Below are 17,004 nucleotides of genomic sequence, written 5' to 3' on the forward strand. Positions count from 1 at the left end.
GTGTGCGTCAACCGTTATTTGGATATTTCTCTCAGCTCCCAGCGTTGTCGAATCAAACCGGCCTCAAGCCGTTAGAACAAGGTCAGCGTGTAGCTCAGGATCAGCCGATTTTCATCGATATCGCTGCGATAGTTGGATCGAGCGGCTACGTTGCGCAGGCGAACGCCGACATTTTTCAACGGACCACTCTGCACGGTGTAGCCGATGTCCAGATCGCGCTCCTGAGCGTTGCCCTCGAAGCCTCTTCCGGTATCGACGTTATCGCTGGTGATGTAGCGCACCGTCGCCACCAACCCGGGAACGCCAAGCGCAGCGAAGTCATAGTCGTAACGAGCCTGCCAGGATCGCTCGTCCTTCTCAGCGAACTCGTACGTCGGCACCTCGTTACCCAGTGGCGCGATGTTATTGAACACCCGCGGAAACGCATCGTCGCCGAACATCGCCTGATAACCGACCATGAAGGTGTGGCCGCCACGCCTGGCGGAAAGCTGCGAGAACGCCGCCTGGTTGTCGATGCTTCCCAGCAGCCGATCACCGTCTTCCCGCGAATCGTAGAAACCGATGTTCGCACCGAATACCCACTGCCCCACCGGCAAACTGTGCTTGAGACTGTAGAAACGCTGGTTATAGATATCTTCCAGCTGCGCGTACCACACCCCCACCGACGTGCGCTTGTCATTGAAGGTGTAATCGGCACCCGCGTAGTGGAAACGGTCGCTGCTTCTATTGCCGCCCAGCCGTGGCGTACTGCCGAGCTTGGCGAATATCTCGCCATCGCCTGCCTCGTTCAGCAGGCTTCCCGAGCGCAGCTGGCCGGCCTGCAGTGTCAGTCCGGTGATTTCGTTGGAAACGATGCTGGCACCCTGGTAAGTCGGCGGCAGCAAGCGGATATCGCTGAAGGCGAGCACTGGCAGGTTGGGCGTCAGCTCGCCGATCCGCAGCTCGGTCTGCGACAGGCGCACCTTGAGCGCCGCACCGAGTCGACTGTAGTCGTCCTGCGCCTTGCCGTCGCTGCCGGTCGGTAGCAGACCGGTGTTGATCCGGCCGCCGCCGCTGTCGAGCTTGATACCCAGCATGCCGATGGCGTCGAAGCCGAAGCCGACCTGTCCCTGGGTGAAGCCCGAATTGACCTTGAGAATGAAGCCCTGCGCCCACTCTTCGGCCTTCGACTGCGGATTGGGACCGACGATATCGGAGAAATCCCGGCTGAAGTAATAGTTACGCGCCTGCAAGGTGGCGGTGGCGTCTTCAAGGAACCCGCCTTCTGCGGCAAAGGCGCCGGGGATGGTGGTGGCGGTACCGATGGCCAGCGCAAGGCGGGAGATTCGAGTTTTCTGCATGGTGTCGCTCTCTTGTTTTTGTTTTTCGGATGCACGCAGCCGGCCCTCCGACGAAGTCGGAAGAACGACAGATGGGTGGTTGGAACGCTAAAAAGCTACCTGCTCAGATTGAGGTCACCGTGCCGGCTGCTGCTCCTCGGAGCTCGTCGCGAGAGGCAATGCCGGAGCACTTCGGCGTTGTCGCAGCCCAAGCAGAGCGTGGGCGCAAAGGCCGAACACCAAGCCCCAGAACGCCGCCGACAGACCGAGGAACGACATGCCGGACGCCGTGACCAGAAAGGTGATCAGCGCCGCCTCGCGATCGGCCGGGACCGCCATCGCGCCGGACAATGCAGCGCCGATCGCTGCCAGCAGCGCCAAGCCGGCCAGCGCGGCGATCATCGCTGCGGGGAAGGCCGTGAAGAGCGAAACCAGCGTCGCCCCGAAGATTCCCAGCAACAGATAGAACACCCCGCCGGAAACGCCCGCGACATAACGCTTGTGCGGGTTTTCGTGGGACTCGCGGCCGGTGCAGATCGCCGCCGTGATCGCCGCCAGGTTCAAGCCGTGGCAACCGAACGGCGCCAGCAGCAGCGAGCCCAGCGCGCTGCTGCTGATCAGCGGGCTGGCAGGCGTTGCGTAACCGTCATTGCGCAATACCGCCATACCCGGCATGAACTGCCCGGTGAGCGCCACCATCACCAGCGGAAAGACAATATTGAGGATCACCTGCCAGCTGAACTCCGGCGCGATCCACACCGGCGTCGCCAGTCCGATCACCAGCGCCTCGCTGCGCAGCTCGCCCGAAGCGATCGCGATCGTCACACCGACCACCAATACCGCGAGTACTGCGTAGCGCGGCAGCGAGCGCTTGAACAACAGATAGGTGCCGAACATCGCCAGCACCAGCCAGGGCTGGTCCTTGACCGCGACGAACAGGCCGGTGCCGAAGCGGAACAGGATCCCCGCGAGCATGCCTGCGGCGATGGCCGCGGGCAGACGGTCGATGATGCGGTCAAAGGCACCGGACAGGCCGACCAGCAGCACCACTATATTGCTGACGATGTACGCCCCCACCGCCTGGTTGAGCGTGATGTCAGGCAGCATGGTCACCAGCAGCGCCGAGCCGGGCGCCGACCAGGCGATGACGATGGGGACCTTGTAGCGAATGCTGAGTGCAATGCCGAGCACACCGCTGCCGATGGAGATCGTCCAGACCCACGACGACAGCACATCATGCGGCAGGTCGGCCGCCTTGGCCGCCTGGAAGATGATTACCAGCGGACCGGCATAGGAAATCACGGTCGCGATAAAGCCGGCGACCACGGCGGACAGCGAGAAGTCTTTGAGTAGCGCTTTCATATCGCCTCGCAAGACAGGCAGGCGATCCGTGGCATTGCCCGGATCACTCTTGTTATGGGTGAAGCGACCGCTGCGTCCTGCATGTAGCTCCGTCAGCAGCAGGCAGCCTGGCGGCCGGAAAGCTCCCGGCCGCCAGGGCGTGTATCAAGCCTGCTGCAGCGCGCGCGGGCGCTGGCTGCGCTGCTCGGCGTGCGGCGCGGGCGCCTTCTGCAGCTGAAAGTCGAAGTCGATTTCCGCGAAACGTCCCTGCACACCGCGGCTACGCGCAGCCTCGGCATCGTCGACAAAGCGGATGTCGCCGACCAGACCTTCGCGGGTGGCGTACGCGAAATCGTCCCACAGGTACTTGTCGCCCGCCAGGTTGATCTGAGTGGTCAGATGACGATGACCCGGCGCGGAAATGAAGAAGTGAATGTGCGCTGGACGCTGGCCATGGCGACCAAGCATGTCGAGCAGTTCCTGAGTCGGACCGTCGGGCGAGCAGCCATAGCCGGACGGCACGATACTGCGGGCGCGGTAGTAGCCGTTCTCGTCGGTGACAATGCGACGACGCAGGTTGTACTCCGACTGGCTCTTGTCGAAGTAGGAATAGTTGCCCTTGGTGTTGGCATGCCACAGATCGACCACCGCGCCGGCAACCGGCTGACCGTCCGGGCCGGTGACGCGGCCCTGGAGGAACATCGGCGTGGCAACGTCATCTTCGCTGCCGTCGTCCATGCGCGTCACGCCCTGGGCAATCGGCGCACCGGCGACGTACAGCGGGCCTTCGATGGTGCGCGGCGTGCCGCCGGTGAGGCCTTCCTGCTCGTCCTTGGCGTCCTGCAGCAAGTCGAGGTAATGCTCCAGCCCCAGGCCGGCGATCAGCAGGCCGGCCTCGTGACGACCGCCGAGGCGATTGAGGTAATCCACCGCCTTCCAGAACTCGTCCTGGGTGATTTCCAGGTCTTCGACGATCTTCGCGGTGTCGACCAGAATGCGGTTGATCACCGTCTTCATGCGGCTGCTGCCTTCGTCATTGTTGAAGCCGCTGGCTTCCTTGAAGAAGGTCTGCACGTGATCGGAGTGGGAGATTTTTACAGTCATGGCTCAGGCCTCGTTTTGTAATTGTGGTGTCGCGGGTTAACTGACCGGGCAGCGCCTGGTCCGGAGAAATCGATCAGCTGTCGTCCTCACGAATCGAAGACGGGTGACGGCACAGCGCGTTGACCTCGATTTCCATGTAGGGGAACAGCGGCAGTTGCATCAGCGTGTCGTGCAGTTCCTGCACGCTGGCCACGTCGAACACGCTGTAGTTGGCGTACTGCCCGGCGATACGCCATAGGTGGCGCCACTTGCCCGCGCGCATCAGACTCTGCGCCAACTCCTTCTCGTCTGCCTTGAGCTTGGCGGCCTTCGCCGGGCCCATGTCGACCGGCAGCTTCACGATCATCTTCACGTGGAAGAGCATCTCGAGTTCTCCTTTCTTACGTGCGGGCGAAGAACGCCAGGCGCTCTTCGTCGAGGGTCAGGCCCAGGCCCGGCGTGCGCGGCACTTCCAGCTGGAAGTCGCAATAGACCGGCGCCTCGGTGACGATTTCTTCGGTGAGCAGCAGCGGGCCGAACAGCTCGGTGCCCCAGGTCAGCTTGTTCAGCGTGACGAACGCATGTGCCGAGGCCAGGGTGCCGATGGCGCCTTCGAGCATGGTGCCGCCGTACAGCGCGATACCCGCTGCCTCGGCGATCTGCGCGGTGCGCAGCACGGCACGTGGGCCGCCGTTCTTGGCGATTTTCAGGGCGAAGATGCTGGCCGCGCCGTCGGCGGCCAGGCTGAAGGCGTCCTCGACGCTCTCGATCGACTCATCGGCCATGATCGGCGCGGGGCTGCGCTGGTTCAGGCGCACCTGCCCGCCGCGGTTGATCCGCGAGATCGGCTGTTCGATCAGATCGATGCCGTTGTCGCCGAGGATGCGGCAGGCGCGCAGCGCCACCGACTCGTCCCAGGCCTGGTTGACGTCGACGCGCACGCTGGCGCGCTCGCCGAGGGCCTGCTTGATGGCGATGACATGCTTGAGATCGGCGTTCACCTCGCCGGCGCCGATCTTCAGCTTGAAGATGCGGTGGCGACGGATATCGAGCATGCGCTCGGCTTCGGCAATGTCCTTGGCGGTGTCGCCGCTGGCCAGCGTCCAGGCTACTTCCAGGCTGTCGCCCACCCGGCCGCCGAGCAGCTCGCTGACCGGCAGGCCGAGGCGCTTGCCCTGCGCGTCGAGCAGCGCGCTCTCGATGCCGGACTTGGCGAAGGTATTGCCCTTGGCCGCCTTGTCCAGGCGCAGCATGGCGGCGTTGATATTGGCCGCATCCTGACCGACCAGCAGCGGGCCGAGATGGCTGTCGATGTTGGTCTTGATGCTCTCCGGGCTCTCGTTGCCGTAGGCCAGGCCGCCGATGGTGGTGGCCTCGCCGATGCCTTCGATGCCGTCGGCGCAACGCACGCGGATGATCACCAGCGTCTGCTGCTGCATCGTGTGCATCGCCAGCTTGTGCGGGCGGATGGTCGGCAGATCGACGATGACCGTCTGGATGCTTTCGATCAGGGAATGGCTCATATCAGCTTCCGATTTCCAGTTTCAGTGTTCAGGCCTTCGCCGTCGTCAGCAGGGAGGGTGCCGTGGCACCGCTACGCTGGCTGGAGATGGCGAAGACGGTCATGGCCAGCGCGGCAATTGCACCCGGCACCGCGAAGGCCATGAAATTGAGTTGCAGCGGCAGGTTGATGCCCAGCAGCGCACCGCCCAGCAGCGGGCCGACGATGGCGCCGTTGCGGCCGATGCCCGAGGCCCAGCCGAGGCCGGTGGAGCGGATCGACAGGCCGTAGAACTGCGCGGCGGCGGCATAGAGCAGAATTTGCGTGCCGATCACGGTAGCGCCGGCGATGAAGATCAGCGTGTAGAGCACCGGCATCGGCGACTTGAAGCCCAGCAGGCTGATCGACACCACCGATACGGCGAAGAACGCCACCACCACCTTGGCCAGGTTGAAACGATCGCCCAGCCAGCCGCCGAAGATCGCGCCGGCCATGCCGCCGAAGTTCAGCGCCAGCAGGAACGACAGACTGGAACCCAGGCTGTAGCCGGCGTTGGCCATCAGCTTCGGCAGCCAGGAGCCCAGCGCGTAGACCATCAGCAGGCAGCAGAAGAACGCCAGCCAGAGCGACACGGTGCGCACGCCGCGGCCGTGGCGGAACAGCTCCAGCACCGACGCGCTCTTACCCTTCACCTCGACCAGCACCAGCTCATCGCTGGCGCCCAGCTGCTGGTTCGGATCGACCCGGTTGAGCAGATCACGCGCCTGTTCGATGCGGCCCTGGCGCACCAGAAAGCCCACCGACTCTGGCAGCTTCCACAGGATCAGCGGCAGCAGGAGCAGCGGCACGGCGGCGGCGAAGAACATCGCTTCCCAGCCGAAGCGCGGCAGCATGTAGATGCCCAGGCCGGCGGAGAACATGCCGCCCAGCGAATAGCCGCTGAACATGATCGCCACCAGGGTGCTGCGCAGTTTCTTCGGCGCGTATTCGTTCATCAGCGCCACCACGTTGGGCATCAGTCCGCCGCAGCCGAGGCCGGCGAGAAAGCGGAAAATGCCGAATTCGGTGGGCGTGCTGGCGAAGCCGTTGAGCACCGTGGCGCCGCTGAACAGCACGAAGCAGATGGCGATGCCCTTCTTGCGCCCGATACGGTCGGCCAGGGTGCCGAACACCAGCGCGCCGAACATCATGCCGAACAGTGCATAGCTACCCAGTGCGCCGGCTTCCAGCGGGGTCAACCCCCATTCCTTCATGATCACCGGCAGGACCACGCCATAGATGAACAGGTCGTAGCCGTCGAAGATCAGCAGCAGCGCGCACAGGCACATGACCAGCCAGTGGAAGCCGCTGAAGCGGGCGTTATCGATGATCTCGTGAACATCTACTTTTCGCATGACAAGGCTCTCTATTGTTTTTGTTGTGAAAACTGCGTCGCGTGTCGTTCGTTGCGGGGCTCAGCCCAGGTCGCCCCCGCCTACCGGCAGGGTCACGCCGGTGATGTAGGAGGCCTCGTCCGAGGCCAGAAAGAGGATCGCTCCGGCCTGCTCGTCGATGGTTCCGTAGCGCTTCATCAGCGTGGAATCGACGGTCTGATCGACGATCTGCTGGTACCAGAGCTTTTCCTGCTCGCTCTGCTCGGCGCTGTTGCGCGGGATGCGCCGTGGCGGTGCTTCGGTGCCGCCTGGAGCCGTCGCGTTGACGCGAATGCCGCGCTGCGCGTTCTCGAAAGCCAGGCACGCGGTCAGCGCGTTGACGCCGCCCTTGGCCGCGCCGTACGGCACGCGGTTGAGGCTGCGCGTGGCAATCGAGGAGACGTTGACGATGGCGCCGGCGCCCTGCTCCAGCATGTGCGGCAGCGCGGCGTGGCAGCACCACAGCGTCGGGAACAACGAGCGGCGCACTTCGGCCTCGATCTCGTGCTCCTGGTAATGCTCGAAGGGCTTGGCCCAGATGGTGCCGCCGACGTTGTTGACGAGGATGTCGAGACGGCCGAAGCGCTCTTTCGCGGCATCCATCACCCGATGGCAATCGGCGAACTGTTCGAGATCGGCGGTCATGGTCAGCACCTCGATGCCCTTCACGCCGAGTTCGTCGGCCAGCTCGTGGACCAGTTCGGAGCGGTCGACCAGCAGCAGCCGGCCGCCCTCTTCACCCATGCGCTCGGCCACGCGCCGGCCGATGCCCTGGGCGGCGCCGGTGATCACGGCGACCTTGTTGTGAAAACGTGCGTTCATCTATCCAACCTCTTGCATGCGAGGGTTGCAGTGGGTGTCGCTGCGCGGACACCCACCCTACGAGCGGCGGATCAGGCGCTGGCGGCGAACTTCTCGTAATAGAAGTTGGCCGGCTGCAGACCCTGTTCACGAATGAACTGGTTGACCGACTCGACCATCGGCGGCGGGCCGCACAGGTAGATGTCCACTTCGCCTTCGTTGAGGTGCTTGGGCTCGATGTGCTGGGTCACGTAGCCCTTCTGCGGGTACTGACTGTCGCTGCTCGCCACGCAGGCGCTGTAGGTGAAGTTGGGGATGCGCGCGGCAAAGTCGGCGAGCTTGTCCATCTCCACCAGATCGAAGTCGTTGGAGACGCCGTAGATCAGGTGCAGCGGATGCGCGCTGCCCTGCTCGGCGATCTTCTCCAGCATCGCGGTGAACGGCGCCAGACCCGTGCCGCCGGCGAGCAACAGCAGCGGCCGCTTGATCTCGCGCAGGTAAAAGCTGCCCAGCGGACCGGCCAGAGTCAGGCTGTCGCCGGCCTTGGCCATGCCGCTGAGGAAGCTGCTCATCAGCCCGCCCGGCACGTTGCGGATCAGGAAGCTGACTTCACCGCCCTTCTGCAGCGAGCTGAAGGAGTAGGCGCGGGTCTGATCGGTGCCCGGCACCTGCAGGTTGACGTACTGCCCGGGCAGGAAGGCCAGCTGGCTCAGCGACTCGCCCTTGACCGACAGCGCGATGGTGCTCTGCGACAGCTGGCGCACGTTGCTGATGGTCGCCTGGTAGCTGGCCTGCGCGGTCTTGCAGACCTGCGACGACGCCGGCACGCGGATCACGCAGTCGCTCTCGGCGCGCATCTGGCAAGTCAGCACGTAGCCCTGCGCAGCTTCGTCCTCGCTCAAAGCGTCCTCGATGTATTCCTCGCCGAGGTCATAGCTGCCCGCTTCGGCGAAGCACTTGCAGGCCCCGCAGGCGCCGTCGCGGCAGTCCAGCGGGATGTTGATGCCCTGGCGGTAGGCCGCGTCGGCAACGGTTTCGCCGAGATTGGCTTCGATGAAGCGGGTGACCCCGTCTTCGAAATTCAATGCGATCTGGTGAGTCATGGCCTTGCCCTCACAGGTGGTAAACGTCGATCAACTGGCGGATGTAGTCGTTCTTCAGCACGACCTTCTTGTGCTTGATCAGCGGGCTCTCGCCGCGGGTGTCGAGCGTGTAGAAGCTGGTGCCGTAGAAGTGGTCGACGGTCTTGTAGCGGAAGCTCATCGTGTGCCAGTTGAAGCGCAGCTTGCAGAAGCCCTCGCCCTGCTCGATCAGCTCCAGGTTGCTGATGTTGTGCGAGGTGCGGGTGTCCGGAATGGTGGCACTGGAGCGCTCGGTGCGGATGCGGAACACCCGGTCTTCCAGACCGCTGCGGTTGCCGTACCAGATCAGCGAGATTTCCTTCTGCGGATCTTCGGTGAGCTTGTCCTCGTCGTCCCAGGCCGGCATCCAGAAGGTCGCGTCGGCGGCATACAGCTCCAGCCAGCTGTCCCAGTCCTTGTCGTCGAGGTAGCGCGCTTCGCGGTAGAGGAAGTCGCGCGCGGCTTCGTAGGAGATGGTCATTACGCGCCCTCCACGTGGATCAGCTGGTCCTGCTCGGCCTTCACCGCCTTGATCATCTGCTGCTGCCAGTAGTGATGCTGCAGCACGAACAGGCCTTCATCCTCGGTGCGGGCACCGCTCATCAGCGGCTGCAGGTCGATTTCCTTGGCGCCTTCGTCGGCACCGTCGATCCAGTGCTTGGCGCCGCGGGACATGTCGTTCCACTCCATGGCGCGTCCGGCGAAGCCCTGCTGGCAGGCGCGGAATTCCTCGAGGTCGTCCGGGGTCGCCATGCCGGAGACGTTGAAGAAGTCTTCGTACTGGCGGATGCGCCGCGCCCGCGCTTCGGCACTCTCGCCCTTGGGCGCGATGCAGTAGATGGTGACTTCGGTCTTGTCCACCGACAGCGGCTTGGCGATGCGCAGCTGCGAGCCGAACTGATCCATCAGGTACAGGTTCGGGTACAGGCAGAGGTTGCGCGAGTTCTCGATCATCCAGTCGGTCCGCGCCTGGCCGAACTCGGCGACCATCTCGTCGCGGCGCGCGTACAGCGGACGGTCTTCCGGGTTGTCCCAGCGGGTCCAGAGCAGCAGGTGGCCGTTCTCGAAGGAATAGAAACCACCGCCCTTCTTGCCCCAGCCGCCGGCGCTCATGGCGCGGATGTCGTCGCCGGCTTCCTTGAGCTTGCGCTGCTGCTGGGTGGCGGCGTAGTTCCAGTGCACGGCGGTGACGTGATAACCGTCGGCGCCGTTCTCGGCCTGCAGTTTCCAGTTGCCTTCATAGACATAGGTGGAGGAACCGCGCAGGACTTCGATGCCTTCCGGCGACTGGTCGACGACCATGTCGATGATCTTTTTCGACTCGCCGAGGAATTCTTCCAGCGGGGCGACGTCCTCGCGCAAGCTGCCGAACAGGAAGCCGCGGTAGGACTCGAAGCGCGCGACCTTCTTCAGATCATGCGAGCCGTCGCAGTCGAAGCTGTCGGGGTAACCGGCTTCCTTGGGGTCCTTCACCTTGAGCAGCTTGCCCGAGTTGTTGAAGGTCCAGCCATGGAACGGGCAGGTGTACGTCGCCTTGTTGCCACTCTTGAAGCGGCACAGCATGGCGCCGCGATGGCTGCAGGCATTGATGAAGGCGTTGAGCTGGCCGTCCTTGTTGCGTGCGATGAAGATCGGCTGCCGGCCCATCTGAGTGGTGTAGTAGTCGTTCTTCTCGGGGATCTGGCTCTCGTGCGCGAGGTAGATCCAGTTGCCCTCGAAGATGTGCTTCATCTCCAGCTCGAACAACCGCGGGTCGGTGAACATCTCGCGCTTGCAGCGAAAGATGCCCTTCTCTTTGTCTTCATCGAGCAGCGAATCAAGGTAATCGATTCCCAGGGACATGGCCGGGGCCTCCATTGTTATTGTTTCCACGTGATGAAGGCTAAGGCGCTGGCGGCGGCATCAATATCCGTTTTCTGCACGACTTCTATCCGTTTTCTGCACAACGCAAGAGGACAGATTGCCGCACGCACGCGCACGGTAAATCGCCACCCGGACTGGCGGTGAGGATGATCGAGCGCGGGAAGAAAAAGAGGCGCTGCCGTCAGAATGGCAGCGCCTCAAGGGGACTCAGTGATGGCGACGCAGGGTGTCCGAAGGCAGCTCGCCGAAGGTGCTCTTGTAGCTTTCCGAAAAACGGCCCAGGTGCATGAAGCCGTAGTCCATGGCGATCTCGGTGATGTTGCGCACCTTGGCCGAGGGATCGCTCAGCCGCCCGTGGATCTGCTCCAGCTTGCGCTGGCGAATGTAGGACTTGGGCGTGGTGCCGACCTTGCGCTCGAACAGCAGATACAGCGAGCGCAGGCTCATGTTGGCCAGCTCGGCCAGCTGCTCGACGGAGATGTCCTTCTTCAGGTGCTCGTCGATGTAATCGCTGAGCCGACCGAACGACGGGCAGCTGTCGCCGAACGGATCGCGACGTATGTTGTTGGCCAGTGTGCAGAGCAGCTTGCTGGCAATGATCCGGCTGTACTGCTCCTGAATCTGCGGGATGCTCTGTGCGGAGCCGGCCTCACGGCAAACCAGGCCGATCAGGCTGTCGAAGCCGTCGAGCTCGCCGAGCGCATGACGGTTGCTGCTGAAGCGGATGCCCTCGGCCGGTGCGCGCCACTGGTTCTCGCTGCAGGCCTGTTCGAGGAATGAGGCCGGCAGCTTGACGATGAGCTTCTCGCAATCGTCCGAATAGGTCAGGTCGACCGGATCGTCGGGATTGATCAGCAGCAGTTCGCCGGGCGTGAAGTAATGCTCCTGCCCACGGCTGCGCCACAGGCAGTGGCCGCGCTGCAGCAGCTGCAGGTGATAGATGGTTTCCAGCGCCGGCGAGCTGACGTGCACGCTGCCGCCGTAGCTGATCTGGCACAGATCGAGCTTGCCGAAGGTGCAGTGATTGAGGCTCGCCTGCGGGTTACCGGTGCGCGGCAGCCGAATGCAGTGCGCGCCAACGTACTGGTTGACGTACTCCGAAACGGCATGCGGATCGGCATGCGCGAAGATCCTGCTTCTTTCGTTCAGCAGTCGTTCCATCACAGGGCACTCGGTTTGTTCTTATAGTTCGCCTGCGGTGCGGTCTGGCCGTCACCGTTCTCGGATCGCGATCACTGTCAACAGACACAACATTGATCGACGTCAAGAATAGCGAGTGAGGCCAGCATAGGAGATTCGACCAACGGACAACACCCGTTCGTGCGGTTATCGCACGATTTCGGATGGACGTGCCGCGCGCCTCGGGACGAGCGGCGGCGGAGTGCGGGCCTGGCTGCCACCAGGCCCGGCCAGGTCAGAACGCCTGGCTGTAGAACAGCGAGTAGGACTCGACGCCGTCGTTCGGCTGCTTGAGACCGGCGTTGGAGTAATGCATGGCACGCAGGCCGACCTTGCGCTCGCCCGGCAGCTTCAGACCGACGCCGAGGCGGTCCTCGAAGTTGAACGAGGAGCCCAGCTGCTGCTCGCCGACGTCGGTCTTGGAGAAGAACGCGACGCCGATGCCGGCCTCGACGTACGGGGTGTAGCGCCAGCCACTGAACTCATAGGTGAACACCGGGCTGAACGACAGCGAGTGCGCGCCGGAATAGTCGTCGCCACCTTCCCAGTAGGTGTACGCCGCGTCCCAGTAGCCGCTCAGCTGGCCGGTTTCGCTCTGCCACCAGCTCTTGTCCCAAGCCTGCGCCAGGCTGGCGCGGAAGGTCATGTCGCCCTGCCCGGTGACGCCCAGAGCGCCCGAGACTTCAGCGGCGGCCACGGGGCCGGCGGCCAGGCCCAGCGCAAGCGCGCCGCCCAGAATCATGCGATTGATCAAAACGAACTCCTTACTTCAGTTCATGGTGAGTGTTGCGGGGCCATCAGCCCCCGCGGCCGAACGCTCGGCCGTGTCCGTCTTCCAGCCGCCACCCAGGGCGCGATACAGCTGGACTTCGCGGTTCAGCTGCAACAGATGGTCGCTGAGCAGCTGGCGCTGCGACGCGAACAGCTCGCGCTGGGCGTCGAGCACGGTGAGGTAGGTGTCCACGCCCTCGTCGTAACGCTGGCGGGCCAGCTGGTAGTAGGCGCGGTTATTGTCGACCAGATCGCTCTGCGCCTGTACCTGTTCGTCGTAGGTACCGCGCGCGGCGAGGCCGTCGGCGACTTCGCGGAAGGCGGTCTGGATGGCCTTCTCGTACGCCGCGACGTGGATGTCCTTCTGGATCTCGGCGTAGTCGAGGTTGGCCTTCAACCGCCCGGCCGTGAAGATCGGCAGGTTGATCCGAGGGACCAGACTCCAGGCGCCGGAACCGCCGTCGAACAAGCCGTCCAGTTCGCTGCTGACGGTGCCGGCGTTGCCGGTCAGGCTGATGCTCGGGAAGAACGCCGCGCGCGCCGCGCCGATGTTGGCGTTGGCGGCCAGCAGGCGGTGCTCCGCGGCGCGGATGTCGGGGCGACGCAGCAGCAGATCGGCCGGCAGCCCGGCGGGGAAGTCGGCCAGCGTATCCATTTGCAGCTTGCCACCAGCCGGTAGATCGCGCGGAATCGCCGCCCCCAGCAACAGGCGCAGGGCGTTGGCATCCTCGGCGATGAGCCGGGTATACAGCGCCTTTTGCGTACGCGCCTGATCGACCAGGGTGCGCGCCTGGCGCACGTCCAGCTCCGAGGCGGTGCCGGCTTCGGCACTGGCTTCGATCAGCGACAGGCTCTGCCGGTAGCTTTCCAGCGTGGCCTCGGTCAGCTCCAGCAGCGCCTGGTCGGTGCGCCAGGCGAAATAGGCGGTGGCGACGTCGCCGACCAGGGCGATGTGCACGCTGCGCTGGGCTTCTTCGCTGGCCAGGTACTGCTCCAGCGCCGCGCGGCTGAGGCTGCGGATGCGGCCGAAGGCGTCCAGCTCGTAGGATACGCCCAGCCCCACGTCGTAGCGGCTCTGGATACCCGCCTCGCCGGTCGGCGAGAGGTCGTCCGGCAGGCGCTGGCGACTGCCACTGCCGCCCGCATCGACGCCGGGGAACAGCTCGGCACGCTGGATGCGGTGCAACGCGCGGTAGGCCTCGACGTTCAGCGCGGCCTGACGCAGGTCGCGGTTGTTCTGCAGCGCCACGCCGATCAGCTCGCGCAGCGCGGCGTCGCGGAAAAACTCCTGCCAGCGCAGATCGGCCGCGCGCGTGTCGCCCTGCTCCGCCTGATCGTACGCCGCGCCCTGCGGCCAGTCGGCCTCGATCGGCGCCTGCGGTCGCTCGTACTGCGGGATCAGACTGCAGCCGCCCAGTGCCAGGGCAACCGCGAGGGTCAAAGGCTTGAACTTCATGCGGTTTCTCCTTCGGCTTCGGCAACGGCGTGCGGCTTCTTGCGGCCCTCGAAGAGCTTGACCACCACCACGTAGAACAGCGGCACGAAGAACACCGCAAGCACGGTGGCGGTAATCATCCCGCCGACCACCCCGGTCGCCACCGAATGCTGGCTGCCGGCGCCGGCGCCACTGGCCAGGGCCATTGGCAGCACGCCGAAGGTGAACGCCAGCGAGGTCATGACGATGGGGCGCAGGCGCAGACGCGCCGCGTGCACCGCCGCCTGGACCAGCGGCATGCCTTCCTTCTCGTAAAGGTCCTTGGCGAACTCGACGATGAGGATGGCGTTCTTCGCCGACAGGCCGACCGTGGTCATCAGGCCGATCTGGAAATAGACGTCGGCGGTGAGATCCCGGAACAGCGTGGCGAGCACCGAGCCGAGGATGCCCAGCGGCACCACCAGCATCACCGCCGCCGGCACCGACCAGCTCTCGTAGAGCGCCGCCAGGCAGAGGAACACGATCAGCACGGTCAGCGCGTAGAGCATCGGCGCCTGGTCACCGGTCTGGATTTCCTCGTAGGAAAGCCCGGTGTAGCTCAGGCCGATCCCCGGCGGCAGTTGCTGCATGATTTCAGCGATGGCCACCATGGCGTCGCCGGTGCTGTAGCCCGGTGCCGGTTCGCCGAGGATTTCCACCGAGGAGATCCCGCCGTAGCGCTCCAGCTTGGGCGAGCCGAAGGTCCAGTCGCCGGTGGCGAAGGCCGAGAACGGCACCATCTCACCGAGAGCGTTGCGCACGTACCACTTGTCGAAATCCTCCGGCGTGATGCGCGCGGTCTCCTCGCCCTGGATATACACGCGCTTGACCCGGCCGCGGTCGATGAAGTCGTTGACGTACATCGAGCCCCAGGCCGCCGACATGGTCTGGTTGATCGACGCGATGCTGACCTGCAGCGCGCGGGCCTTCTCGTCGTCGATGTTGACCTGGAACTGCGGCTCGTCGTCCTTGCCGTTGGGGCGCACCGCGCGCAGCTTCGGATGCTCGCCGGCCAGTTGCAGGAACTGGTTGCGCGCCTCCATCAATGCCGCATGACCGACGCCAGCGTTGTCCTGCAGATAGAGGTTGAAACCCATCGCGTTACCCATTTCCAGGATCGCCGGCGGCACGAAGGCCATCACGGTGGCGTCCTTGATCGTCGCGAAATGGGCGTTGGCGCGCTCGGCGATGCTGAACACGTCCTGACCCTCCGCGGCGCGCTGGTCCCAGCCCTTGAGCATGACCAGACCGAGGCCGGAGTTCTGCCCACGACCGGCGAAGTTGAAGCCGTTGACGGTCAGCACGTGCTGGATCAGCTCGCCTTCCTCTTCCTTCAGATAGTCCTGCACCTGCTGCAGTACCGCGCCAGTGCGCTCTGCGGAGGAGTTAACCGGCATGCGCACTTCCACCATCATCAGGCCCTGGTCCTCGTTGGGCAGGAAGGCCTTGGGAATCTGGGTGAACAGGTAGCCGGTGCCGGCAGTGATCAGCACGAAGGCCAGCAGGTAGCGCCCGCGGTGCTTGAGCATGCCGCCGACGCCGCGCTCGAAACGGGTGGTGCCGCGCTCGAAGGTGCGGTTGAACCAGCCGAAGAAGCCCTTCTTCTCGTGGTGGGCGTCGCCCTTGGGCTTTTTCAGGATGGTGGCGCACAGCGCCGGGGTGAAGATCAGCGCGACCAGCACCGAGAGACTCATGCACAGCACGATGGTCACGGCGAACTGCTTGTAGATGATCCCCGCCGAACCGCCGAAGAAGGCCATCGGCACGAACACCGCCGACAGCACCAGACCGATGCCAACCAGCGCGCCCTGGATCTGCCCCATCGACTTGCGCGTGGCTTCCAGCGGCGACAGGCCCTCCTCGTGCATCAGGCGCTCGACGTTTTCCACCACCACAATGGCATCGTCCACCAGGAGGCCGATGGCCAGCACCATCGCGTACATGGTCAGCACGTTGATGCTCAGGCCGAAGTACGGCAGCAGCGCGAAGGCGCCGAGCAGCACGACCGGCACCGCGAGAGTCGGAATCAGCGTGGCGCGGAAGTTCTGCAGGAACAGGTACATCACCAGGAACACCAGCACCACCGCCTCGATGATGGTGTGCACCACCGAGCTGATCGAGGCTTCCACCACCGGCGTGGTGTCGTAGGGATAGATCACCTCGATACCTTCGGGCAGGTAGGCTTTCTGCTTCTCCATCGCAGCCTTCACCGCAGCCACGGTTTCCAGCAGGTTGCCGCCGGAGGCCAGGCGCAGCGCGAGGCCCGCCGAGGGTTCGCCGTTGCGCTTGCTGGAAATGGAGAAGTTGTCGGCCCCCAGCTCGACGCGGGCGATGTCCTTAACGCGAATCTGCGAACCATCGGCCTTGACCTTGACCAGGATTTCCTCGAACTCCTCGGGCGTGGTCATGCGCGTCTTGCCCAGCACCGTGGCGTTGAGCTGCACGCCACTGAGCGTCGGCAGACCGCCGAGCTGGCCGGAGGAAACCTGCACGTTCTGTTCGCGGATGGCATTGGCCACATCACCGGGCGTCAGCTGGTAGCTGTTGAGCTTGGCCGGATCGAGCCAGATGCGCATGGCATAGGGCGAGCCGAACAGCAGGAAGTCGCCGACACCGTCGATGCGCGAGATCGGGTCCTGTAGCTGCGAGGCGATCAGGTTGCCGAGGTCGAAGTTGCTCATCTTGCCGGTGGTATCGGCCAGGCCGATGATCAGGAAGAAGTTCTTCTGGTACTTCACCACGCGCAGGCCCTGGCGCTGCACTTCCTCGGGCAGTCGCGGGGTGGCCAGCTGCAGCTTGTTCTGCACCTGCACCTGGGCGATGTCCGGGTTGGTGCCCTGCTCAAAAGTCACGATGATCTTCATGCTGCCGTCGGAGTTGCTCTCCGCGGCCATGTAGCGAAAACCATCGAGGCCGCTGAGTTGCTGTTCGATCACCTGGACCACGGTGTCCTGCACGGTCTGCGCGGAGGCGCCGGGATAGGTCACGGCGATGGCCACGGCCGGGGCGGCGATGTTGGGGTACTGGCTGATCGGCATTTTCACCAGCGACAACGCGCCGGCGAGCATGGCGACGATCGCCAGCACCCAGGCGAAGATCGGCCGGTCAATGAAAAAACGGGACATGTACGGCTTGCTCC

14 protein-coding genes are annotated in these 17,004 nt (G+C 64.3%); all 14 read right to left on the bottom strand.

The window, feature by feature from the left end:
• Positions 1 to 71: 71 nt before the first annotated feature.
• A complete protein-coding gene (locus NAV27_RS02750; protein WP_102827257.1) occupies positions 72 to 1,340 on the bottom strand; it encodes an OprD family porin in 1,269 nt (422 codons plus the stop codon).
• 114 nt (positions 1,341 to 1,454) lie between these two features.
• Positions 1,455 to 2,681, bottom strand: a complete 1,227-nt coding sequence (locus tag NAV27_RS02755; RefSeq protein ID WP_102827258.1) for a benzoate/H(+) symporter BenE family transporter — start codon at positions 2,679 to 2,681, stop codon at positions 1,455 to 1,457.
• Positions 2,682 to 2,825: 144 nt separating this feature from the next.
• The gene (gene catA, locus NAV27_RS02760) at positions 2,826 to 3,764 is read right to left on the bottom strand and encodes a catechol 1,2-dioxygenase (protein ID WP_102827259.1); all 939 of its coding nucleotides are present in this window, start codon (positions 3,762 to 3,764) and stop codon (positions 2,826 to 2,828) included.
• A gap of 73 nt (positions 3,765 to 3,837) precedes the next feature.
• The gene (gene catC, locus NAV27_RS02765) at positions 3,838 to 4,128 is read right to left on the bottom strand and encodes a muconolactone Delta-isomerase (protein WP_102827260.1); all 291 of its coding nucleotides are present in this window, start codon (positions 4,126 to 4,128) and stop codon (positions 3,838 to 3,840) included.
• A gap of 16 nt (positions 4,129 to 4,144) precedes the next feature.
• Positions 4,145 to 5,266, bottom strand: coding sequence for a muconate cycloisomerase family protein (locus tag NAV27_RS02770; RefSeq protein ID WP_102827261.1), 1,122 nt, complete (start codon positions 5,264 to 5,266; stop codon positions 4,145 to 4,147).
• Positions 5,267 to 5,294: 28 nt separating this feature from the next.
• On the bottom strand, positions 5,295 to 6,638 hold the full coding sequence (locus tag NAV27_RS02775; protein WP_043296343.1) for an MFS transporter: 1,344 nt from the start codon (positions 6,636 to 6,638) through the stop codon (positions 5,295 to 5,297).
• 60 nt (positions 6,639 to 6,698) lie between these two features.
• A complete protein-coding gene (locus NAV27_RS02780; RefSeq protein WP_102827262.1) occupies positions 6,699 to 7,478 on the bottom strand; it encodes a 1,6-dihydroxycyclohexa-2,4-diene-1-carboxylate dehydrogenase in 780 nt (259 codons plus the stop codon).
• 71 nt (positions 7,479 to 7,549) lie between these two features.
• Positions 7,550 to 8,560 (bottom strand): benzoate 1,2-dioxygenase electron transfer component BenC, encoded by a 1,011-nt coding sequence (benC, locus tag NAV27_RS02785; RefSeq protein WP_102827263.1) that lies wholly within the window; start codon positions 8,558 to 8,560, stop codon positions 7,550 to 7,552.
• Between the two features lie 10 nt (positions 8,561 to 8,570).
• Positions 8,571 to 9,059: a benzoate 1,2-dioxygenase small subunit gene (benB, locus tag NAV27_RS02790; protein WP_008568001.1), complete on the bottom strand. Its 489-nt coding sequence runs from the start codon at positions 9,057 to 9,059 to the stop codon at positions 8,571 to 8,573.
• A complete protein-coding gene (benA, locus tag NAV27_RS02795; RefSeq protein ID WP_102827728.1) occupies positions 9,059 to 10,420 on the bottom strand; it encodes a benzoate 1,2-dioxygenase large subunit in 1,362 nt (453 codons plus the stop codon). Before benA ends, benB begins: the two co-directional genes overlap by 1 nt.
• Before the next feature lie 228 nt (positions 10,421 to 10,648).
• Entirely contained in the window at positions 10,649 to 11,602 is a 954-nt protein-coding gene (locus tag NAV27_RS02800; protein ID WP_054093847.1) for an AraC family transcriptional regulator, read from the bottom strand.
• Between the two features lie 253 nt (positions 11,603 to 11,855).
• Positions 11,856 to 12,362, bottom strand: a complete 507-nt coding sequence (locus NAV27_RS02805) for an acyloxyacyl hydrolase (protein ID WP_102827729.1) — start codon at positions 12,360 to 12,362, stop codon at positions 11,856 to 11,858.
• Positions 12,363 to 12,389: 27 nt separating this feature from the next.
• Positions 12,390 to 13,847, bottom strand: coding sequence for an efflux transporter outer membrane subunit (locus NAV27_RS02810; RefSeq protein WP_102827264.1), 1,458 nt, complete (start codon positions 13,845 to 13,847; stop codon positions 12,390 to 12,392).
• On the bottom strand, positions 13,844 to 16,990 hold the full coding sequence (locus NAV27_RS02815; RefSeq protein ID WP_102827265.1) for an efflux RND transporter permease subunit: 3,147 nt from the start codon (positions 16,988 to 16,990) through the stop codon (positions 13,844 to 13,846). The genes NAV27_RS02810 and NAV27_RS02815 overlap by 4 nt, the downstream gene beginning before the upstream one ends.
• Between the last annotated feature and the right edge of the window lie 14 nt (positions 16,991 to 17,004).

It is taken from the genome of Stutzerimonas degradans, assembly GCF_024448505.1.
Lineage (GTDB): Bacteria > Pseudomonadota > Gammaproteobacteria > Pseudomonadales > Pseudomonadaceae > Stutzerimonas > Stutzerimonas degradans.

Excerpts from the sequence above, each read along its gene's own strand:
- NAV27_RS02750 (WP_102827257.1), bottom strand. The coding sequence starts at position 1,340 with ATGCAGAAAACTCGAATCTCCCGCCTTGCGCTGGCCATCGGTACCGCC.
- NAV27_RS02755 (WP_102827258.1), bottom strand. The coding sequence starts at position 2,681 with ATGAAAGCGCTACTCAAAGACTTCTCGCTGTCCGCCGTGGTCGCCGGC.
- catA (WP_102827259.1), bottom strand. The coding sequence starts at position 3,764 with ATGACTGTAAAAATCTCCCACTCCGATCACGTGCAGACCTTCTTCAAG.
- catC (WP_102827260.1), bottom strand. The coding sequence starts at position 4,128 with ATGCTCTTCCACGTGAAGATGATCGTGAAGCTGCCGGTCGACATGGGC.
- NAV27_RS02770 (WP_102827261.1), bottom strand. The coding sequence starts at position 5,266 with ATGAGCCATTCCCTGATCGAAAGCATCCAGACGGTCATCGTCGATCTG.
- NAV27_RS02775 (WP_043296343.1), bottom strand. The coding sequence starts at position 6,638 with ATGCGAAAAGTAGATGTTCACGAGATCATCGATAACGCCCGCTTCAGC.
- NAV27_RS02780 (WP_102827262.1), bottom strand. The coding sequence starts at position 7,478 with ATGAACGCACGTTTTCACAACAAGGTCGCCGTGATCACCGGCGCCGCC.
- benC (WP_102827263.1), bottom strand. The coding sequence starts at position 8,560 with ATGACTCACCAGATCGCATTGAATTTCGAAGACGGGGTCACCCGCTTC.
- benB (WP_008568001.1), bottom strand. The coding sequence starts at position 9,059 with ATGACCATCTCCTACGAAGCCGCGCGCGACTTCCTCTACCGCGAAGCG.
- benA (WP_102827728.1), bottom strand. The coding sequence starts at position 10,420 with ATGTCCCTGGGAATCGATTACCTTGATTCGCTGCTCGATGAAGACAAA.
- NAV27_RS02800 (WP_054093847.1), bottom strand. The coding sequence starts at position 11,602 with ATGGAACGACTGCTGAACGAAAGAAGCAGGATCTTCGCGCATGCCGAT.
- NAV27_RS02805 (WP_102827729.1), bottom strand. The coding sequence starts at position 12,362 with ATGATTCTGGGCGGCGCGCTTGCGCTGGGCCTGGCCGCCGGCCCCGTG.
- NAV27_RS02810 (WP_102827264.1), bottom strand. The coding sequence starts at position 13,847 with ATGAAGTTCAAGCCTTTGACCCTCGCGGTTGCCCTGGCACTGGGCGGC.
- NAV27_RS02815 (WP_102827265.1), bottom strand. The coding sequence starts at position 16,990 with ATGTCCCGTTTTTTCATTGACCGGCCGATCTTCGCCTGGGTGCTGGCG.